The 22,573-nt window shown below is 48.2% G+C and carries 17 protein-coding genes and 1 pseudogene; 6 read left to right on the top strand and 12 right to left on the bottom strand.

Annotated features, from left to right (window positions below; translation table 11 throughout):
• The first annotated feature begins 52 nt into the window (after nt 1-52).
• Complete coding sequence (locus ACFI32_RS04295; RefSeq protein ID WP_462625265.1) at nt 53-493, top strand: transposase family protein; 441 nt, start codon at nt 53-55, stop codon at nt 491-493.
• An 8-nt stretch (nt 494-501) separates the two neighbouring features.
• Nucleotides 502-885, top strand: a pseudogene (locus ACFI32_RS04300) (transposase family protein); the annotation flags it as partial.
• 122 nt (nt 886-1,007) lie between these two features.
• Here ACFI32_RS04300 and ACFI32_RS04305 read toward each other — a convergent pair.
• The 12 genes from ACFI32_RS04305 to ACFI32_RS04360 form a co-directional block, all read right to left on the bottom strand.
• Nucleotides 1,008-2,930, bottom strand: a complete 1,923-nt coding sequence (locus ACFI32_RS04305) for a sensor histidine kinase (protein ID WP_462625266.1) — start codon at nt 2,928-2,930, stop codon at nt 1,008-1,010.
• 178 nt (nt 2,931-3,108) lie between these two features.
• On the bottom strand, nt 3,109-4,551 hold the full coding sequence (gene der, locus ACFI32_RS04310) for a ribosome biogenesis GTPase Der (protein ID WP_462625267.1): 1,443 nt from the start codon (nt 4,549-4,551) through the stop codon (nt 3,109-3,111).
• A 272-nt stretch (nt 4,552-4,823) separates the two neighbouring features.
• Nucleotides 4,824-6,017, bottom strand: coding sequence for an outer membrane protein assembly factor BamB (gene bamB, locus ACFI32_RS04315; protein ID WP_462625268.1), 1,194 nt, complete (start codon nt 6,015-6,017; stop codon nt 4,824-4,826).
• Between the two features lie 96 nt (nt 6,018-6,113).
• The gene (locus ACFI32_RS04320) at nt 6,114-6,902 is read right to left on the bottom strand and encodes a YfgM family protein (protein WP_462625269.1); all 789 of its coding nucleotides are present in this window, start codon (nt 6,900-6,902) and stop codon (nt 6,114-6,116) included.
• A gap of 117 nt (nt 6,903-7,019) precedes the next feature.
• Nucleotides 7,020-8,300 (bottom strand): histidine--tRNA ligase, encoded by a 1,281-nt coding sequence (gene hisS / locus ACFI32_RS04325; protein WP_462625270.1) that lies wholly within the window; start codon nt 8,298-8,300, stop codon nt 7,020-7,022.
• Between the two features lie 88 nt (nt 8,301-8,388).
• Nucleotides 8,389-9,504: a flavodoxin-dependent (E)-4-hydroxy-3-methylbut-2-enyl-diphosphate synthase gene (gene ispG, locus ACFI32_RS04330; protein WP_462625271.1), complete on the bottom strand. Its 1,116-nt coding sequence runs from the start codon at nt 9,502-9,504 to the stop codon at nt 8,389-8,391.
• 192 nt (nt 9,505-9,696) lie between these two features.
• Nucleotides 9,697-10,521 (bottom strand): helix-turn-helix domain-containing protein, encoded by an 825-nt coding sequence (locus ACFI32_RS04335; protein ID WP_462625272.1) that lies wholly within the window; start codon nt 10,519-10,521, stop codon nt 9,697-9,699.
• Nucleotides 10,512-11,459: a type IV pilus biogenesis/stability protein PilW gene (gene pilW / locus ACFI32_RS04340; protein ID WP_462625273.1), complete on the bottom strand. Its 948-nt coding sequence runs from the start codon at nt 11,457-11,459 to the stop codon at nt 10,512-10,514. The genes ACFI32_RS04335 and pilW overlap by 10 nt, the downstream gene beginning before the upstream one ends.
• A 179-nt stretch (nt 11,460-11,638) precedes the next feature.
• Nucleotides 11,639-12,874, bottom strand: coding sequence for a dual-specificity RNA methyltransferase RlmN (gene rlmN, locus ACFI32_RS04345; RefSeq protein ID WP_462625274.1), 1,236 nt, complete (start codon nt 12,872-12,874; stop codon nt 11,639-11,641).
• 350 nt (nt 12,875-13,224) lie between these two features.
• Nucleotides 13,225-13,656 carry a nucleoside-diphosphate kinase gene (gene ndk / locus ACFI32_RS04350; protein WP_462625276.1) on the bottom strand — a complete coding sequence of 144 codons (432 nt, stop codon included), beginning with the start codon at nt 13,654-13,656 and terminating at the stop codon, nt 13,225-13,227.
• A 283-nt stretch (nt 13,657-13,939) separates the two neighbouring features.
• Nucleotides 13,940-15,229, bottom strand: a complete 1,290-nt coding sequence (locus ACFI32_RS04355; protein ID WP_462625277.1) for an adenylosuccinate synthase — start codon at nt 15,227-15,229, stop codon at nt 13,940-13,942.
• Nucleotides 15,230-15,318: 89 nt separating this feature from the next.
• The gene (locus ACFI32_RS04360; protein ID WP_462625278.1) at nt 15,319-16,638 is read right to left on the bottom strand and encodes an ATP phosphoribosyltransferase regulatory subunit; all 1,320 of its coding nucleotides are present in this window, start codon (nt 16,636-16,638) and stop codon (nt 15,319-15,321) included.
• A 551-nt stretch (nt 16,639-17,189) separates the two neighbouring features.
• Between ACFI32_RS04360 and ACFI32_RS04365 the strand changes: the two genes are divergently transcribed.
• The 4 genes from ACFI32_RS04365 to ACFI32_RS04380 all read left to right on the top strand — a co-directional run bounded on the left by ACFI32_RS04365 (nt 17,190) and on the right by ACFI32_RS04380 (nt 22,532).
• Nucleotides 17,190-17,579, top strand: coding sequence for a DUF2237 family protein (locus ACFI32_RS04365; protein ID WP_462625279.1), 390 nt, complete (start codon nt 17,190-17,192; stop codon nt 17,577-17,579).
• A 78-nt stretch (nt 17,580-17,657) separates the two neighbouring features.
• The gene (corA, locus tag ACFI32_RS04370) at nt 17,658-18,872 is read left to right on the top strand and encodes a magnesium/cobalt transporter CorA (RefSeq protein ID WP_462625280.1); all 1,215 of its coding nucleotides are present in this window, start codon (nt 17,658-17,660) and stop codon (nt 18,870-18,872) included.
• A 372-nt stretch (nt 18,873-19,244) separates the two neighbouring features.
• Nucleotides 19,245-20,894, top strand: coding sequence for an RCC1 domain-containing protein (locus ACFI32_RS04375; protein ID WP_462625281.1), 1,650 nt, complete (start codon nt 19,245-19,247; stop codon nt 20,892-20,894).
• Nucleotides 20,895-21,059: 165 nt separating this feature from the next.
• On the top strand, nt 21,060-22,532 hold the full coding sequence (locus tag ACFI32_RS04380) for a di-heme oxidoredictase family protein (RefSeq protein ID WP_462625282.1): 1,473 nt from the start codon (nt 21,060-21,062) through the stop codon (nt 22,530-22,532).
• Nucleotides 22,533-22,573 lie beyond the last annotated feature (41 nt).

The following is a 22,573-nucleotide window of genomic DNA, read 5'->3' on the forward strand; positions in this document are numbered from 1 at the left end:
AAGTAGTTGGAAGACGCAACTTATATTATTGAACGCTACTTACTTAATAGATATGCCAAACATAGATAAGCTACTCAAAAAAAGTGACGCTGGTTTTAAACGCTATACAGGCATTCATAAAGCCACCTTTTATGACATGCTTGAGGCCATGCAAGCGCATGAGTCTCAAAAGACTAAATCAGGCAGACCAAGCGTACTTAGTCTTAAGGAGCAGATACTACTAGCCCTGACTTATTGGCGTGAATACCGCACGCTTTATCATATCAGTATGGACTTTGGTATTCATGAATCTTCAGCTAGCCGTATCATTCGTAAAGTAGAGGACATACTGATTGACACCGACCAGTTTGAATTGCCCAAAAAACTGCCTAGTCGCATCGATGAGAACATCAATTGGAGCGTCGTCATCGTTGATGCGACCGAAACCCCAATTGAGCGTCCAAAAAAAACCAAAGAGACTACTATAGCGGTAAGAAAAAACAACATACCTTAAAAGCGCAGGTTATTGTTCATTGGCAAACAGGCTTGATATTAGATGTGCAAACATCCAAAGGGTCGATCCACGATTTTAAGCTCTATAGAGATACTTATGCTGACTGGTTGCCTTTTGACGCTAAGCTATTAGCCGATAGTGGTTATCAGGGGTTAGCAAAACTACATAACCAAACTTTCACGCCATTTAAGAAACCTCGTGGTGGTCAGTTACTGGAGATATGCAAACAGGTCAATCACTATCTGGCAAGGTTCCGTATTGTGGTTGAACACAAAATAGGCTTAATTAAGTTGTTCAAAATCGTGGCTCATAAATATCGCAACCGTCGTCAGCGCTATGATCTTAGAATGAAGCTGTTTGCTGGTATCGTTAATTCCGAGCTTAACCTATGACTTTTGCAAGAGGTCTATTGAATACCACGCAAAAATTACTTATCGCAAAAAACGCATCACGCTTATGGAGTGATGCGTTTTTTATTATGAATTACTGGTCACCATAACATAACCGCTAAGCCTTATACCCAGCCCAGCCATTGTTGTAGCAATGAGTACAGTGCATCACTATCACTGATCGTAGGCTGGCAATAATCCACACCAACTGCTTTGAGCATATACTCAAAATCATTGGCCATAGCGGTTTTGTGCGGTGGATACCAATAAACGATAATGGCGCGCTGATCACCCTCATGCTCACGTATATGACGTGCAATCTGGATCGCCTTTTCTATACGGATATCTGCTGCAATCATCATGATATCAATATGGGTGATGGATAACGTCGCTTTTTGATACTGCTGGCTAACCACATGCGCTCCAATATTTCGCAGCATCGCCACCATCTCTACGTCATCACGGTTATAATAATAACTGACTCTAAGCTCTGAGAGCAGTTTTTGTTGCTGCTCTACCGCGTAATAGGTGTTTTGTAATGGCATGATCACCATAAACTCACTACCTGAGCCGAAGTTGCTGTTAACTTTGATGGACGCATTGAGTAATTGTAACAGTTGTTTGACCACAGGCAGCCCAACTCCAGCACCTTCATATTCACGAGTGCGGCTCGGATCGACCTGAAAAAATGGGGTGAAGATATCATCAAGATACTTACTATCAATGCCAATACCTGTATCAATCACTTTCAGCTGCCACCGAACACTCTCATTGAAATGGCTCAGCTGCGAGTCAACTGTGATTTGACCCACTTGGGTAAATTTGATCGCATTTTCTATTAACGTGCTCAGAACTTGCTTGATTTTATTCACATCACCACGTAGCTCATAATCGGTATGATGCACCCGATGACTGAGCTCCAGCTCTTTTTGTTTGGCAATCGGCTCAAACTCCGTAAAGAGATCTGAAAGCAACTGTAGCGGGCTAAAGGTACTGATATGCACCCCAACTTGGCCTTTTTCTATTTTATTCAATTGAATGATTTGCTCAAGAGTGGTATCTAAGTGATGACTGCCCTTTTGAATAATCGCCAGTATGTCTTTTTGCTCTGCATTAAGGTATTGGGTATTCAGCAGTTGCAGACCACCTGAGATGGCATTTAGTGACGTTTTTAATTCATGGGTAATCATACTTTGAAAGTTATGTCGCTGAATATCCAGCGAGATATCTTTATCACGCAGCGTTTGTTCTAGCTCGGCAAACTCAGCAATTTTCCTATCAGCCGCCGCCAAACGGTTAAATAGCTCAATAAAAGCAAATCGAATTTGCCTTAAATCTTGGAACTCAAAACGCTGCTGAATGACGGGCAATTGTTTGATACTCGGATCAGTACTGACCATCTCGCACACTTTAGTCAGCTCAGTGATGTCTTTCGAGGGCCAGTTCAGCTGACGCAGCACCGACCAAACCAGCGCAATACCCAGCGTCAGTGTCAACAACCACAAAAGCAAATCACGACGCAACCACTGTAAACGCATGGTATTAATATCTAATGTGATATTGATATAGCCCAGTAGCGTTGCTTGATCTGATACCTCTGATACTTCTGCCGTCTGAGCGGTCTCAATAGCATCTCCTGTACCAATTTCTGAGCGCTCTGGTGACTCTCGACTGGTCACGGCACGGTTAAAGCTGACGGTCTGCGCCAGTAAGGCATTGTACCAATCGTTATTGGTTTGCTCGATACTGGCTTGATCAAAGGTAGCGACTGGATAATTAGTACTGTAAAAAACAATACTTTGAATGCTGGGGTCGCTGTCTAGAAGCATATTCACTTGCGCCGCGACCAGATCCGCACCATTTGGTGTCGCAGCATTTTGTGCCAATAACTCAGCAAGCTGCTGGATATGCAGACGTTTTTCTTGATAATGATGAACGAAGCCGTAAATAAAAGACAGTAAAGAGACGACCATGGCCGCCACTACCACCGTTCTGATGATAGAGTGCTGAATAAAGGTGGCAATGGTTTTGTTAGAGTATTTACGCATGTCATGTAACTGAATAAAAGTAACGTCGATCTATATTACATGATAAAAATGTACTGCGGGACAGTTGCGTGGTTATTTATAATGAATGACCGCTATCGTGACCATTCATTATAAAAATACAGGATTTTCAGAAATATAGCGCCCATAAATAGTGATATTTCACAGGAAAAACTCAATGTTATTTTGTACCTTTTTTAGGCGGACGCTGTGAGGCTTTTTTGTCACCCTTTTTAAAGTCGCGAACACGTTTGCGCTGGCGCAGCTGCTGTGCTTTGGCTTTGGTTGGGGTACTGTTACGATTGGCATATGGGTTTTCATTAAGCTTAAAGACCACATTCAGCGGTGTACCTTCAAGCTTAAACACGCCACGAAACTGGTTTTCCAAATAACGCTGATAACTTTTTGGCAACGAGCCTGTCTGGTTACCATGTATCACAATCACTGGCGGGTTATGACCACCAATGTGAGCATAACGCAGCTTGATTCGGCGTCCAGATACCGCTGGCGGCGGATTGGCAGTAACCGCGTCTTGCAAGATTTGGGTTAAGCGGTTGGTCGAGACCTCAAACATTGATGACTGATAGGCGCGCAAGATCGACGGATACAGATTGCCCACACCTGTGCCATGCAGTGCTGAAATCAGGTGCACTTTGACATATGGTATAAAACTAAAGCGGCGCTCCATCTCAAACTTCACGGCATCTTTTTGCACATCACTGAGACCATCCCACTTGTTGATCGCAACCACCAACGCACGACCAGCATCAAGCGCGTAACCTATCATGTGCAAGTCTTGATCCACAATACCTTCTTGAGCATCAATGACGATCACTGTTACGTTTGAGTCTTTAATCGCTTGCAAGGTTTTGATAACCGAGAATTTTTCGACCTTTTCATCGATACGGCCACGACGGCGCACCCCAGCAGTATCAATCAACACATAGTTTTTGCCATCACGCTTATAAGGAATATAAATACTATCACGCGTCGTTCCTGGCATGTCGAACACCACCACACGATCCTCGCCCAATAAGCGATTCACCAGTGTAGACTTACCAACATTAGGACGACCGATGATGGCCAGCTTTAAGCCATCAGGCTCATGAGAGGCTTCTTGCTCAGGCATATCAGCGGTCAATGCTTCTAACAAGTTGCCCACACCGCGGCCGTGACTGGCAGCCATAGGGAACGGCTCACCCAGTCCCAGCGCATAAAACTCCGCTGGCGCTGAGTCATGAACGCCATCGACTTTGTTGGCAACCACGTAGACTGGTTTGCCCAAGGTGTGTAAAAATTTGCCGATCTCAGCATCTGCTCCGATCATGCCCACACGTGCATCGACTACAAATACGATAATATCTGCTTCATGTATAGCCGTATGCGACTGCTCTGACATATAGTCGTCGATGTCACCGCTACCGTCATCTGCCTCGCCAATGCCGCCAGTGTCTACCACAATAAAGGACTTACCTTCATACTCTGCGTCGCCATACTGACGATCTCGGGTCAAACCCGACAGGTCAGCAACCAGTGCTTGTCGGCTTTTGGTGAACTGGTTGAACAAGGTAGATTTGCCAACGTTTGGGCGACCAATCAAGGCAACCACTGGTTTGATACTCATGCGTTACTCTCAGTGACGGACAATGGCAACAACAGCGCTGTTTATGACCGCAAACTTAAATGAATGATAATAAAAATAATAATACAGATATCGCAAGCTATCGGCAACAACGAGATGCTTGGCCGCCGATAACACATGATAGATAAGGGCGCATAGATTACGCGAAACTCAGCGCCAGCACAAGGTATTAAACCAATGGTACGCGTCAGTACCCTGAGTAAAAAGTGGCTGTTAACCGTTTAACCCAGTCGATTTAAAACATGGCAGCAGAACTAGCGTGCCAGCTGCCAGATATTAACGTGGCCTGACTCGCTTTGGCTCATGAGTAAGTTACCTTGAGCCTGCAAACTGCTGAGCGACCCGTTACTTTGAACGCGGCTGACAATGTTGCCCGTTGCTGGATCAAAGACATGGATCACGCCATCAAAATCGCCCACAGCAATATAGCTACCAATCATCACAGGGTTGGTCAAATGACGGTAGGCAAGCTCATCACTTTCCCAAATCACTTGGCCATTACGGCGATTATAAGCCACTACATTGCCATCTAGGCTGGTACCAATCACCTGCTGATTGTTCACCGCGAGCGCCTTCAAGCTGGCAAGTTCATTCATAAACATCACTTGCCGCGATGCCAAATCAATCCCAAGCAGCTGACCGCTATAACTGACTGCAAACAGCTGGTTGTTGTCCACAATAGGCTGACCATCTACGTCGCTCATCCGTTCTACTTCGCTACTGCCCATACCCACACCGACGCGGCGTGACCACTGCGGCAATCCGCTGTCTGTGGTGATGGCATGTAAGCGGCCATCAGCGGTAGCGAGCAGCACCGTTTTGTCATCAAGCAGAGTCGGTGCGGCGCTACCTCGCACACTAATAGCAGGTACTTGAGTGGCAAATTGCCATACTGACTGACCCGTTTGTAATGACAAACCATGTAAGAAGCCATCATTGGCAGATAAGATAACGCGGTTATTGCTGATTAGAGCGGGTGTGAGTACCGTACCTGACAGTTGCTGTTGCCAGCGCTTGGCACCGGTCTCCGTGTCGATAGCCAACACTTTTCCGTCACGCGTAGAGACAATCGCCGTATGACTGAATGCATCGACGGCGACACCGCCTGTAATTTGATCACCCACATTGATCGACCACAAGCTATTACCATTGCCGTCAAAGCCTGTCAAATCACCGCCACGTGATGCGGTGACGATTTGACCATTGTCGTAACCAACGCGCAGGTCCAATGGATCTTTGCGACTGGCTTTTTTGTTGCCCATATCCACACTAAACACCGGTTGCAGCACGCTGATCGGCTGAGCGATTTGTACCAATTTAACAGGATCATTGACCACAGGTTTGATGCCGCGGTTACAGCCAACAACAGCGGTGCTCATGAGTGCCAATACGGCCACATTCATGAGTGCCGCTTTAACGGTTTTGGTTTGGCGAATAGATGGGGTCATTATTAGTTCTCACTACGAATAAGTGTACAGTCATTAATAGAATCACATGGACACTATAGGGTGACATTATTGTTATAAATATGCGCGTTTGTGGATTTATTGTGCTGCTGACTCAGGGGTGTCAGCAACTTCCACTACTGGCTGCTCAGGCGCTGGAGCGGCTTGTATCAACGGTGATTCCGCTTCGATAGGTTCTGCCACAATGCCTAAGCTTTCCATTTTTAGCGCCAAGACTGCACGTGACTCTTGACGATCGCGCAGCAACTCCCAAGCGTTATTGTAAGCTTGGATAGCGGCATCTTTGTCTTCTTGAGCCATATAAATATCACCCATCAGCTCTTGCTGACTGGCTTCAAACGAGCTTGGCAAGTCGTTGTTGGCTTCAGCTAGGGCGGCATCTGCATCCCCTGATGCCAGTAACACTTCAGCATAGCGTAAACGGGTAATGGCGCTCAATCCTGCATCACCTAAATCAACTGCTAAGGCTTGTTTGAGCGTCGCTGCTGCGGCTTCAAAATCATTATTATCAGCCTGCTGACGTGCCTTGATCATCAATGCTTGCCACGCATAAACAGAGTCACCATGGGTCTGTACCAGTGTATCAATATCTTGGTTTAGCTCAGTGCGACTGGTTTCTAGTGCCGCTTTGGCATCGGCTTCAAGATCTGGGTTTTGCGCGGCCAAGCTGACTTCTTCATTAAGCTTTTGAATATCTGCATAATGATCGGCGGCAACGGTGTCCACACGCGCATGGTTTTCTTGCCAGTATGTCCAGCCAAAGTAACCTGCCAATGCCACTATGATGGCGGTGACGATGTAGCCGCCATACTGCTTGAGCGCTTGCATCGAGTTGTCTGCTGGCGGCGAATTAGGAGTCTGAACCATGGTTGTTTACCTGATAAAACGAGTGATTAAAAATGTACGGTTGATAAAACTGGCCAGCGTCACTGCTTATACCCTCTATGCAATGAAGCTGGCGCTATTGATGCACCAATGACCGCGTTACACTGAAAAATTAGCCGTATCTAGCAGCCAATCTTGAGCGACCGTTTGCTGCTCACCATTTCGCATGTCTTTGATACTGATGGTGTTATCCGCCAGCTCTTGCTGCGCCAAAATAACGGTCAAGGCAGCGCCCGATTTGTCCGCTTTTTTCATTTGCGCTTTGAGACTGGTGGCGCTAGCCATTTTAACGCGCAAATCAGTGCGATTATAACGCAGCGTTTGCGCATAACGCATGCCCGCATCATAAACATCAGGATGTGCCACCACAAACACGTCGCAAGCACTGGTTTCAGCAAACGGCGCGACCGCTTCAATCAACAACAGCAGGCGCTCAAGCCCCATGGCAAAGCCAATGGCTGGCTCTGATTTGGCAGGTTTGTCTTTGCCCGTTGATTTAAGCTGACCGATCAGGCCATCATAGCGCCCACCAGCACAGACCGTTGCTTGGCTACCAAGCTTGTCGGTCACCCACTCAAAAACGGTTTTATTATAATAATCCAAACCACGCACCAAGTGCGGGTTGATCTCATAGTCAATACCCAGTGCGGTCAGATAGGCCTGTACCTGCTCAAAATGAGCACGGCTGTCTTCGCCCAAAAAGTCAGCCAACTTTGGCGCATCAGCTAACAGCGCCTGCGTACTGGCATCTTTGCTATCAAGGATGCGCAAAGGGTTGGTGGTCAAGCGGCGTTTGCTGTCATCATCAAGCTGCGCTTGCTTGTCTGTCAAATAAGTTACTAGCGCATCACGGTACGCACGGCGCTCATCAATCTCGCCTAAGCTGTTAAGCTCCAAGCAAAGCTCATCTTGCAGCCCCAGCGCTTGCCACATCAACGCAGTCATGGCGATCAGCTCTGCATCCGCATCAGGGAGCGCACTGCCAAAGCTCTCAACACCCAGCTGATGAAACTGACGATAGCGTCCCTTTTGCGGACGCTCATAGCGAAACATAGGGCCGATGTACCACAGCTTGGGCGTATCACCGCGTAGCAAATTATGCTCAATCACAGCGCGCACTGCCCCTGCCGTTCCTTCTGGACGCAAAGTCAATGGCGTTGGTGGCTCTGATTTGTCAGCAAAGCTATACATCTCTTTTTCAACAATGTCCGTCGCGCCGCCAATCGCACGGGCAAACAAATCAGTCTGCTCGACAATAGGCAGACGAATATGCTCAAAACCATATCTGCCCAGCACATCCGCCAAAATCGACTCAAGATGCAGCCATGCGGCCGATTGACTTGGTAAAATATCGTTAAACCCTTTGATCGCTTTAATCATGATTTGCTTTTATCCTCACATAGTGGCGCAATGGTTGTTGTTTTTTTGGGTATAGTGCTGACTGTCTTGCAATGACAAACCCTACGAGTTACTTGACGCGAATGATCTCATTCTCGCGCTGTTTTGCCAAATCATCGGCATGGGCGCGTACCATTGCTTCGATTTCATCAACCAACTTGTCGGTGTCGATCAGATGGCTTTTTTGACCCATACGGTAAACCAATGACTTTGGTGCTGCGCCCACAATACCGATATCGGATTCTTTGGCTTCACCGGGACCATTAACCTTGCAGCCAATCACTGACAAATCCATTGGCTCGCGCACGTCTTCAAGACGAGATTCAAGTGCGGTCATCACCCGAATCACATCAAATTCTTGACGGGAACAGCTCGGACAAGCAATAAAATTTACGCCATTAGAGCGAATGTTGAGCGACTTTAGAATATCAAAGCCAATTTTGATCTCTTCTTCAGGCTCGGCGGCCAATGAGATACGCATGGTATCACCGATACCATCTAATAATAAACCACCAAGGGCAATGGCTGATTTGACCGTACCTGTACGGTATACCCCTGCTTCAGTCACCCCTAAATGCAGCGGATTATCAATCTGGGCAGACAGCAAGCGGTAAGCGTCCAAGGTCAAAAAGACGTTACTGGCTTTGACAGAGACTTTGTATTGATCAAAGTTTAAACGCTCTAAGATGTCGATATGACGCATGGCAGATTCAAGCATGGCTTCGCCAGTTGGCTCACCGTATTTGCGCTGAATGTCTTTTTCGAGCGAACCTGCATTGACCCCAATACGAATCGGAATATTATGATGGCGGGCGCAAGCCACAACTTCGCGTACTTTGGCATCACTACCAATGTTACCTGGGTTGATACGCAAGCAGTCTGCGCCCGCTTCTGCCACAGCGAGCGCGATTTTGTGATCAAAATGCACATCGGCCACCAATGGTACGCTAACACGTTTACGAATCTCGCCAAACGCGTCAACCGTATCCATCGTGGGCGTAGAGACGCGCATAAAGTCAGCGCCAGCTTCAACGCAGCGCTCGATCTGGGCGACGGTCGCGGCCACATCACAAGTATCGGTGTTGGTCATGCTCTGTACGCTAATCGGAGCATCGCCACCGATCGCGACATCACCAACATATATTTTTTTTGTAGGACGACGTTTAATAGGCGATGGTGTTGACATATAAAATCCTTATCCAACCAAAGGCGGACACATAATAAATAACGGTAATCTGAGCCATCATTAAGACTGACGATAAGCGCAGTCATGCGCATATGATAGTGAACCTAGCTGCATAAAACAGTAAAAAATTGCAGCTTTATCTGCAGCGTGGTCAATGTACCTTAAAAGTATATAAGGCTGCTTCAATAGCAGTTACGGCGCTAAGCTAAACGTGGCTTGCTTATCATCGGTGGCATATTGCGCCAAAGACACCGTTTCTTGGTTCAGCTGTAGCGTTACCTTATCGATATCTGCAATGGTAATATCAAACGGTGGCGTACCCTTTAAGCGATAATCACCACGATTTTGATCGCCTGCCAATAGTGTGTCACCTTCTGCATCTTTAACGGTTAGCGTCACCGCATCATTGATACTAATATCAAGTGCCGCGTCTTCAGCCGTCTCAGCAGCATCCAAATTAAGCGCTGACCCAGCAGCGCCGATACTACTGCCTTGGCTGCTCAGCGCGGCTCCTTGTTCCTGCTCTGATAGACTGACAACCTCTGGGGATGATAGGTCAGCTTGGTTGTCTTTGCTGGCTTGATTGACCATATTAAATAAAAATACAGCCAGCGCCACAAGCGCGATAAGTGCCACGATCAAAAACGGGTTGATACGAAGACGGCGACCGCTGCTGCGTGACAAGCTGCCGACTGGCGCCATCGGCAAGGTTATGGCGGACGCGGCGCTAGGTTTGAGCGCGTCAGGATAAGCGGCATCAAAACGCTCAGCAACCTGATCGGTATCAAGCTGCAGAAACTTGGCGTAGTTGATGGCAAAGCCACGCGCAAACACATGCTGAGGTAATGCCGCAAAATCTTCTGTTTCCAGCGCTTGTAGATGGCGCTTTAGAATGAACAACTCATCTGCCGCCTCGTCAATACTGATCTGCTGCGAGGTACGTGCCTGTTGTAGCATACTGCCAAAAGATCCTAGCTCGCTTGTGGACTTATCTGCTGGCGGCGTGGTCATTTCCATGGGGCCTCTGGATTTTTGAGCCAAGTTTTTAGTTGTTTCGCTTCCCTGCTCAGAGGATATGCTGATAACAATTGCTGCGAGAGCTGCTGCTGGCTACGCTGATCGTTTTGCGCGGCCGCCAGTCTGATACCTTGTAACAGTATACGCGGACTGGTGCCTTGCCCTCGGATGAGCATTAGGGTTTCATCATAAAGGTTTTGCGCTTGCAATATCCGCTTTTGCTCAAGCAACAAATCCACCAGCTCAATATGGGCAATCAAGCTATTGCGGTTACCCTCAAGCGCACGCACAAAGGCTTTGATAGCGGCAGGACTATTGTCAAGCTTTAGATAGGTGCGGCCTAGGTTTTCAAGAGCGCCAATACGTCCATCATACCCCAGCGCTGACCCTGCAATCTCAAACTGCGCCGCCGCCTCGCGGTAACGCTTCATTTGCGACAAATATACGCCATAGTTGTTACGTGCTTGCTCAAACTCAGGATCAAATGCGATGGCTTTTTTAAAGTAGCTATCAGCTTTGTCTAAGTTGACCTTGCTGCCTTCTTTTTGCAACAAAACGCCCATCATATCATAGGCTGGCGCATATCGGCTATCAGCAGCAAACGCTTTTTCTAGCTGCTGCTGCGCGGTATCAAGCTTGTTTTGGCGGATGTACTGCGCGGCTAGTGACGTACGAACGCGTGCCACCTCTTGTTTGTCGGGAGCACGGTCGCTGCGCGGCGATGATGAACCTTGATAGGCGCCAATATTTGATAAGTCATTGGCAGGCACGGTTTGACAGCCGACCAATAAAGTGCTGGTCAATAAACCTGCCAGCAGCAGGCCTTTACGCGCGCCATGAGTGCCACGTGCTATGGTGCCGCAACTTTGAGACAGGTGTGGTAAGTGGGTGGTATGATCTTGTTGATAGTTCATCTGATAAGAGTGTTTAGAAGTCATTATAGCCGCCATCATAAAACTGTGATTCAGTACATGTTTCAACGAGCCCTCAGTTTAATAGATTTGACCCCTTTAAGTACAATTTAGTTGACTCGGCTACATTTCTGTTACCACCCAGACATAAAAATGACAGTAATGACCGCTCTATTGCTCACGATTGATCTCAGTGCTGCTACAACCTACTCACTGGCCTGACGCTCTTGAATGCTTTTTTGCCACGCGGCGGAGCGTCTGGTGCGATCAGCCACCTGCCCCACCAGCTGTCCACAAGCGGCATCGATGTCATCACCGCGCGTCTGACGAATGGTACACACAAAGCCTGCCTGACTTAAGATGTTGCTAAAGGCATGGATTCGGTTGTTGCTCGACTTATCATAAGGTGCATGCGGAAAAGGATTGAATGGAATTAAGTTGATTTTACTTGGCAGATCATCAAGCAAGGCCACCAGCTGCTTGGCATGCTCGTCGCTGTCATTAACACCATCCAGCATCACATACTCGATGGTAACGTGTTTTTTGTGGCGCGGATTGATGTCATAAACATAATTTCTGGCGGCTGCCATCAATTCATCTAGCGGATATTTTTTGTTGATGGGCACCAGCTCATCACGCAGCGCGTCATTTGGCGCATGCAATGAGATGGCCAATGCAACATCGATTTCTTTTGCTAGATCATACATTTTAGGCACGACACCTGAGGTAGATAAGGTCACGCGGCGCTTGGACAAGCCATAAGCATGATCGCTTAGCATCAGCTCCATGGCACTGACCACGGGACGATAGTTAAGCAGCGGCTCACCCATACCCATCATCACCACATTGGTGACTTGGTTTTCCCATGTACTGTGATCGACATGCGCTAGGCTGTCATTTTCATCGGTCATATAAGACGCATTGGCCACCCAAAGCTGCCCCAATATCTCAGCGGCACTGAGATCACGCTCAAAGCCTTGCTTACCGGTACTGCAAAAACTACAATCTAGCGCGCAGCCGACTTGCGATGAGATACACAAGGTTTTACGGCCATTGGATTTGCTGTCATCAGCGGGGATCAACACCGTCTCAACCAATGAACCGCCAGTAACTTCAAACACCCATTTACGCGTGCCATCATCGCTAAACTTGCGGTGCAATACTTTTGGCGGCGTCACATGCGCATGCGTGGTCAACTTGTCACGCAGTGATTTGCTCAAATTGGTCATTTGCGCAAAGTCTGTCACCCCATGCTGATAAATCCACTTGATCACTTGGGTCGCTCGAAACGGCTTTTCACCAATACTCTTGAAATATTCGGCCAGCTGCGCAGGCGTCATCCCCAATAAGTTGGTTTTGGCTTGGGCTTCATCAACAAGCGCAATATTACCGCGCTTGGCAGGCGATGATGTTGGCTGAGAGGCAGTTTGAACAGTGGACATAATCGGTGACCTATTGGCATAAAATGAGGGGTTTAAAACCCATAAAACATAAGCAAGCCGCTATCAGCACGAGGTGTTGGTGCTCGGTAACCACAGCGGGCTGATAAGGGCTTGCTAACGTGTGGTTTGGTATCGAGGCTATTATTAGCATAGCCACTTACATATCATGAGGTGAGATGGGGCAAATTTCAATCGACAACCCCAGCTGGCAACCACAGGCGTCAAATCTGATTTGTACCAAAACCATTTTTATTATAACTCAAACGGCTTATACCCGATTGGATATAAGCCGTTTGGCAATACTAAGCGTGAAAGCACATCCGCGTTATCGGCTGGCAATCATACTGGCATTAGCGCGTACGAGCGCATACTTCGTCGTCATTGAAGAAGTAGCTGATTTCACGCTGTGCTGACTCTGCTGAGTCTGAACCATGAACCGCGTTTTCGTCGATGCTACTCGCAAAATCAGCACGGATAGTGCCTTCAGCCGCTTCTTTTGGGTTGGTCGCGCCCATAATTTCGCGGTGCTTCGCGATAGCGTTGTCACCTTCAAGTACTGATACCAATACTGGGCCTGAAGTCATAAAGGCTTTTAGGTCGTTGTAAAATGGACGCTCAGCGTGCTCAGCGTAAAAACCGCCCGCTTTTTCGTCGTCCAGTTGTAGCATTTTTGCGCCAACAATGGTCAAACCCGCTTTTTCGAAACGGTCATAGATGGCGCCGATGTGGTTGCCAGCAACAGCGTCAGGTTTGATGATCGATAGCGTACGTTCGTTAGCCATGTAAAGCTCCTAATAAAAAAATTAAAATAAAATGGTATTGTTGGTGCTCACCACGCAGACATGGCCCAGCCGATATGCTTGATTATTAACACATAAGAGGGTCAGCGCGTGCTTGCTGCCTATTATAATGATTAAGCCCATAAATGATAGCGGTAATTTGACAATACAGGCAACGAAAAGGTAACCGTCAGCCAGCATCATAAGCCACCACGCGGATAGACAAAAACCCCACTGCTCAGCACTGGGGTTATTTGTCATACGCGTCACACTACAGGGTGATCAATTATGCATCATATGGGTCGCGCAATACGATGGTTTCTTCGCGATCTGGGCCAGTTGAAATGATATCTACTGGGCAATCGATCAATGCTTCGATACGCTTGATGTAGATTTTGGCATTTTCAGGCAAATCATCATACTTGGTCACGCCTACAGTCGACTCAGTCCAGCCTGCCAATGTTTCGTATTTTGGCGTTACGGTTTCATAAAACTCAGCATCATGCGCGCCTTCACACTCGGTTTCAGGCAAATCATAGCCGACACCGATGCGAATTTCATCAAGGCCGTCTAGTACATCAAGCTTGGTCAAGCAGATGCCTGATAGTGAGTTGAGTACCACCGCGCGGCGTAGCGCTTCAGCATCAAACCAACCGCAGCGACGTGCACGGCCTGTGGTTGCGCCAAACTCGTGACCAACTTTGGCCAAATGTGCGCCCACATCATCAAACAACTCTGTTGGGAACGGGCCGCTACCAACACGAGTGGTATAGGCTTTGGTGATACCAAGAACGTAATCTAAGTACAATGGGCCAATACCAGTACCCGTTGATACGCCGCCAGCGGTGGTGCTTGAGCTGGTGACAAAAGGATACGTACCGTGATCGATATCAAGCAAAGTACCCTGCGCACCTTCAAACATCAGGTTTTTGCCTTCGCGGCGCAACTGGTCAAGCTCTTCGGTCACATCAGTCACCATGCCTGTGATCTCAGCTTTCCACTCTTGGCATAGCTTGTACGTTTCGTCAAAATCAACGCCTTCAACCTTGTAGTACTCAGTCAACTGGAAGTTGTGGTATCCAATCAGGTTGCGTAGCTTTTCTTCTAAATCGTTACGGAACAAGTCAGCAAGCTTGATCGCACGGCGGGCTACTTTGTCTTCATAGGCAGGGCCAATGCCGCGACCAGTGGTGCCGATTTTGCCAGTGCCGCGCTTGGCTTCACGAGCTTGGTCGAGTGCCACGTGATAAGGCATGATAAGCGGGCAGTTTGGTGAAATGCGCAAGCGCTCACGAACTGGTACTTGATTGGCCTCAAGCTCTTTCATCTCTTTTAATAGGGCATCAGGAGCCAGTACCACACCGTTACCAATAAAGCATTTGACGCCTTCACGCAAGATACCAGAGGGGATAAGGTGCAAGACGGTGGTTTTGCCATCCACAACTAGGGTGTGACCAGCATTGTGACCGCCTTGAAAACGCGCAACCGCTGATGCCTTTTCAGTAAGCAAATCGACGATTTTACCTTTGCCTTCATCGCCCCATTGACTACCTAAAACTACGACATTCTTACCCATGTTTAATCCTTACCATTGTGTATTGAGGTGTGTACGATATAGTCAACCGTGTCGACTAATATGAAAAAAGTAAATGGCCTAACGGCGAATTAGATGGCCTGCAGGTGCCATAGTCCATCTGTCAGAGACAATCGGTGCGTCATGCCAGCTGGCTGATCGCTGTCGTCAAGCGGCATGGTTACGCGATAGCCTTGCTGACGCAGCAGCGCCACTTGCGCGTGCAGACTCTGCTGCTGTTCCGTATTTGCTGAGGCTGCAGATGCGTGGTCAACCAAGACCACCATAGGGGCAACCAGCTGAATGTGCGCCAACAAGCGACTGACATCCATACTAAAGCCAGTCGCCTCACGCGGCGTCTCGCTATAGCGCTGCATACCATCAAAACGACCACCACGTACCAAAGGCTGGGTTTCGTTATTGATATAGCCGTTGAAAATAATGCCAGTGTGATAGTGATAACCTGACAGCTCAGTCACATCAATACTCACTTGGCACTGCCACTGCTGCTCTAAATGGGTTTTTAAGCGCTGTAATTCATCAACGGCTGTCGCAATCAGCGTATCTTGCTGCGCTTTTTCTGATAGCGTAGCAAGCAGCTGACTCATGTCATGACCATGACGGGCTAACGCATAAAAATCACCGCCCATCGGTAACGTCTGGCAGACACGTTTTAGCTCTGGCAAGTTTTTGTTGGCATACAGATGCATCAACTGCTCAGTGTCGTTATCCGTCAATTCTGCAAGCACTGACAAGCGCTTGAATATCGCCACATGACCCAAGTCAATGTGCAGCACCGCGCTCATCTGTAAGCTACCAATCATACCAAATAACACATCAACCAGCTCGATATCAGCGCTCAGTGATGCACAACCAAAAATCTCTGCACCCAGCTGTAGCGGCGTGCGTGAACCAAATAACCCTGAGGGCAAGGTATGAATCACATGGCCTGCATAGCAGTAGCGTGCGATGCCCTCACCACCATGGTGCGCATCAATACGCAAAATCTGCGGGGTAATATCCGCGCGCACACCCATCAAGCGACCCGTCAGCTGGTCGATGATTTTGAAGGTTTGACGCTTAAGGTCTTCTGATGCTTCGCTGAGCAGCGATTCGGTATACTCAATCATCGGCGGGCATACCAACTGGTAGCCATGAGTGATGAGCTGCTGGGTCAACTGATGGCGCAGGACTTCTTGTTTTTGCGCGTCTTCAAACAACACATCGACCACCCCATCTGGCAGCAGCCAACTGTTGGCAACCTCAGCGGCAAAATTGCTCAAATAAGGCAAACGACTGGACGCAGAACTGCTCTGAGAGTGCTCATGTGAGTCGCTATGCGCCTGCGGCTGAGTGGCAGAAAGGGTGGTCGATGAAGGGGCGAGCGTAGCAGAATCAGAACTGGCAGACACAATAAATCCTTGTTTGGCGTATCGCTTACCAAAAAACGCGGCATGATAAGAGGATAATGACAATTACAATAATAGTAGACGCAGCAGGTTTTTAACACACAACATCATAGACCCAATTATCATCAAAAATATTAGGTAACCCAAAAGGGCAGACAAATAAGTATGGGTTAGAATGATGGCGCGACTGTTATTGCGACTACATTAATATGATCAGTGTTCAAGGCACTTTACGCCTCAGTTTAGCATAGCCATTACGTTTCTCCTAGTCACAATTTAGTCGGGTTTATCAGCGTACAATTCGCTGAGTTTTCACGATACAGAGGGCGGTTTTTACGGCGAATTTGTCTATACGACAGATGTGCTGATTAACCGTTTCTGGGTGATAATAAGTCCCCTAACTCATGGTACACTAGCGCATCAGCTCGGCACTGGCGATACAGGCGCAATCAGACCGCGTTATCAGACCATAGCTAGGCTGTTCTTTTTTATCACAAAACAGACAAACGCTCCTGCTTGTTTGTTTTTTTATGCCGCTTATTTTTGGAGGGTTTATGCCATCTGACTATCACCCAAGTCCCGAAAACAACCAAGCCAATGTACTGGGCACTGCACTTGCCAGCTGCTGCTTTGACCCGCTCACGGGCTACTACCGCAATGGCTTTTGCCATACTGGTCATCGCGATGTGGGACAACATACTGTCTGCGCCAAGATGACCAGCGAGTTTTTGAACTTTTCGGCCAGTCGCGGCAATGATTTGATCACCCCGCTGCCAGAATATAATTTCGCAGGCCTGCAGCCAGGGGATTACTGGTGCATCTGTGCGCTACGCTGGGTTGAAGCCTTGGACTTTGATATGGCACCGCCGCTCAAGCTTGAAGCCTGTCACGAGAGCCTGCTGACGCTCGTCGATATCGATACATTGAAGCGCTACGCGCTATAAATCAGCACGATCTGATGGTGATGTGTCTGTCACCACATATATTATCACCACTCTTTGATTTAGGGTAAGGATGTACGCATGAGCCGCGATGACGACCACACCATAAAAACAACCACACGTATCGTCCCTGATTCTAATACCGATCATCTCACCGAAGATACTATCGAAGAGCACGCTTATCTGAACGACCTTGACAGCTATATCTATGGTGATGCGGACTCATCACCTGAAAATACGCTTGAGACCATGACCATCTACGACCCTGAGTCCGAACGTTATGAGGATATTGAGCAATCCAATCCCAATGAGGTGGTCAACTGCTATGCCTATTCGCGCAAAACGGGTAAGCAGCTCAATGCCGTCGCGCTCGATGATGTCAGTAAAGCACTGACCAATAACAATCAGTTTATCTGGCTGGGGCTGTACGACCCAAGTTTTCAGACCATCTCTGAGGTGCAAAGTGCCTTTGACCTCCACGAATTGGCGATTGAGGATGCCTTTGGCGATCATCAGCGTGCCAAGGTAGAAAACTACAATAACGACACCATCTTTTTGGTGGTACGAACGGCAAAACTTGAGGGTAATCTGATTCGCTATGGCACCACCGCCATTTTTATGGGTAAAAACTACCTCATTACCATTCGTACTGGGCCGTCAAACTCCTACGCACCTGTGCGCGAGCATTGCCATCGCCGCCCTGAAAAGCTGCGGATGGGGCCCATTTTTATCTTGCACGCGATTTTGGATTTTATCGTCGATAACTATATTCCGATCACCGACCGCTTGGGCAGCTATTTGCGTGAGCAAGAGCGCAATATTTTTACCTACGAGTTTAGCAAACACACCCTCAAAAACCTGTACGAACTCAAGTCGCAGCTGGTTCATATGCGCGCCGTCATCCTGCCCGTACAAGACATCTGTAACTTTTTTATCAATCACAAAAAGAACGACTTGGTCTCCTCTTTTCCTTACGCAGCGAAGCCCTACTTTCGCGACGTCAATGATCACCTGCTGCGTGCACTTGATGCAGTCAATGGTATCAACGAGATGCTGAGCGTGGCGATGGACACCTATATGGCAATGGTCAATATGGGTCAAAACGAAGTGGTGCGTAAGCTTGCCGCATGGGCGGGTATTTTGGCTGTCCCTACGGCTGTGGCAGGTATTTATGGCATGAACTTTGACTTTATGCCAGAGCTGCATTGGCGTTATTCTTACTTTGTCATTTTGATATTGATCGCGGTGCTGTGTAGCTACTTGTATTACAAGTTTAAAAAATCGCATTGGTTGTAGTGGTCATTGATGTTGACGTTATTTTTTATCTGTTGGCTTCGTTGGCTATTCATCCCCTTGCCCTAAAATGGATATTTTTGCACCAAATTAAGGCAACAAACCATCAACACACTGATTTGGTGCAATAGAGTATCCGTGATGGATACTAACAAATAATCAAACCTCCCCCTCTTTGTCCCACCTAAAATGCGCCGCTACTACACTGGCGGCGCTCATCATGCTGTTTTCACTATGGCCATTCTAGCAGCGGTCATTTTTACTTATTTATTGATAATGAGTCTTATTTGTAATACTATTATCATTTATTGTTACTCGTCTTTTACACTCGCGGTGCCACGATCGTGTTCATCATCATTCTCCCTTGAGGTATTTATGCGCTTTTCCCGTCTGACTCAGGCTCTTTTACTTGCTACCACGACCATGTTATTGACCGCTTGCGGTAATGATACTGACTCAACCACCACCACGTTACCTGATGTCACGCCGCCCCTACTGACCACGGGCGACAATTTTACCAACGGACATACTGCCATATCGTCCGTATCTATTGCTGGGATGGTAGAAGATGATGGTGGTGTTGCGTCACTCACTTATCAGCTAAACGATGAGGCGCCGCGCGACATACCGCTCGACAGTACTGGACATTTTGAAGATCAGATTTTCTTAAAAGCAGGCAACAATAAGATCACGCTAACAGCAGCAGATACTACTGGCAATCTTTTGAACGTCAGTAAAACCTTGTATTTAGGCGATAAGATAGCGGCAGGTAACGCGCATACTGGTGCGCTCAGAGAAGGACATTTGTACAGCTGGGGTCGCAACAAGTCTGGGCAATCAGGCATTGGCACTGCCACGTCGCGGGTCTTAGACAACGCCCTCAATCCGCAGCACCCCAACACGCCGACACTTGTCAATACCGCGCAGACCACATTTGCCAGCCTTAGCTTTAACCAAAATCACTCACTGGCTATTTCCGAGGACGGACGCGTCTATAGCTGGGGCGATGATCGATCTGGACAGTTGGGACGTGGGTCGCTTGGACACAGCAGCTGCGTGCGTACCGATGATTGTATTCTGGACATTGGCGCAGTCGATAACATTGACAATGCGGTGATGATTGCCGCAGGTTACAGGCACAACCTTGTACTGACAGAGGATGGCACGGTTTGGGCGTTTGGTAAAAACTCAATGGGTCAATTGGGAGATGGGACAACGGACAGTAGCAATGTACCCGTACAAGTTGACTTCTCAGAAGCCGATAACGTGGGCCGCATCATTCAAGTAGCGGCAAGCTCTGATAGCTCTTATGCACTCGATGATAAAGGGCAAGTTTGGGGCTGGGGCACCGATGACTATGCCAACCTTGGGCGCGGTACTGCCTGCAAAACTTCTGAAGACTGTGACAATGTGACGGCCACGCCTGTACGGATCACTGTTATCGCGCCAGTGACAGATAGCCTTGCTACTCAAGCAAGTACGGATGCGGCAAATACCGATGATGAAAAGGTCATACAAATTGCCGCCGGACGTGATCATGTCTTGGCACTGACCAACCACCACTCAGTATACGGCTGGGGTCTTAACGCCCAAAGCCAAGTTGGTTATGAGGCAACGCCGCCTGCTGGCAGTACTCAGGTCTGGGACAGCACCGTGACCTCACCCACTAAGCTGCCATGGTTTGAGGATAAAGAAGTACAGCAGATCTATGCCAACGGCAATACCAGCTACGTCTTACTCACTAACGGTAAGCTCTACCCTTGGGGCATGTTTGGAGAAACCAACAGTGCTGGCAACACCGTATATGAAGATTTAAATGAGCCGACGGACAAGCTGCCCAATCTGATCAATATTGACAATATCGCAATGGGCGCATTGCACTTTATTGCGCAAGACCATAATGATCAATTGTACACTTGGGGCTGGAGCTTTGAGGGCTCGTTGGGCAGTCAAGATGCTGCAAATATATGGATGTATAACACGCCCATTCCTATTGATTTGCCAAGCCAAGCAGCGGAGCAATAATCAAGCTTGGCCATACCTCACACTATCATTATTTTTGGCCGCTTTGCTTAGCTTGTAATATCCCAATACAAAGGCGGATTTGACCATTCCGCCTTTGTAATTGGTGATCAAGATAACTGTGGCTGTCCACTACGTTTTTTAGGTAACCCATCCTTAGGTAACCCCATGTTCTCACCCTTTAACACCATGCGCACTTTGCCAGTACAACCTGCAAAACCAATGCCTGCTACTCGTATAATATGCCCTGCACTCCTAAGCTTAAGTACGATATTGACTGGTTGCGGCGGCTCAGATGAGACGGCTACCAGTCCTGTACCCAATCCAAGCGACCCGACCGTTCCAACGATACCTGATCCTACAGATGACCCGACCGATACCAACTGGTCTCCTGCTGGCGGTAGTGCGACGATTGATGCCGATATCACGCGGCCTTTTTTACAGATTATACCCAGCCTCCCGACCAACACGCTCAGCGGTGTGTCTGCAGGGCGTGAGTTGTTTATCACTGAATGGCGTCCTGCCAATGAAGGCCGAATATTGTTCGATGGTCTTGGGCCATTATTCAATGCCGCCTCATGCTCTGAGTGTCATAGCGCTGAGGGACGCATGCCGATTTATACCGATCATGGCACCCTTAGTGACGCTATACTGTTCCGAGCAGGTGATACACAAGGCGCTGATCATGATCACTATGGTGGGCAAATACAGCACCAAAGTATCGATCCCAGTATCCTTCCTGAAGGACAGGTACGCTATCAATCAATAGCAGCCACTGACCACGTGCCTGCTGGTGTACGCTTTGATTTTACGCCAGCCGACCCCAACCAACCCTTGGGAACCAAATCCTTAAGCGGACGTATCTCACCACAGCTGGTGGGAATGGGGCTGATAGATCTGATTCCAGAAACGAATATCATCGCTGCCGCTGACCCTGATGACCTTGATCAAGATGGTATCAGTGGGCGTGTTCACTGGGTGGGTAGCGGACAACAACGCCACGTTGGCCGATTTGGTTGGAAGGCCATCAATTCAAGCTTACGCATTCAAAATGCCAATGCCATGTCGCAGGATATGGGGCTGACCACGTCTGTCTTTATGGACCCCAGCTGCACTGTTAACCAGCCAATTTGTTGGACAGCAGCCAATGGCGGTAGCCCTGAAGTGTCGGATAGTAGCTTGGATGCTGTTGTGGACTTTATGACAGCGCTGGCAGTACCCGAACGCCGTATCAACAATCTATCGACCTTTAATGAAGGCGCAGTACTGTTCACCCAAGTTGGCTGCGCCAGCTGCCATACCCCCAAACAAACCACAGGAGACAGCACCCGCTTTGGGGTGTTATCACAGCAGACCATCTACCCCTACACCGACTTGCTCTTGCATGATATGGGCGCAGGTCTTGACGATGGAGTCAAAGAAAAAGACGCTGAAAGCTTTGAGTGGCGTACGCCGCCGCTGTGGGGCATTGGCATTGTCGCCCGTGACCCAGAAGCCCGTTTTTTACATGATGGTCGCGCCAGCAGTTTGACAGAGGCCATTTTATGGCATGGCGGCGAGGCCCAGACAACCAAAGCACGCTTTGACGCACTAACATCAGCAGAAAAAGACACCTTATTAGCCTTTGTGCGCGGTATCTAGTACACAAAGACGGTGCCCATGAATAACAGCGGTTGGTCATG

The organism is Psychrobacter sp. PSi21 (assembly GCF_054960615.1).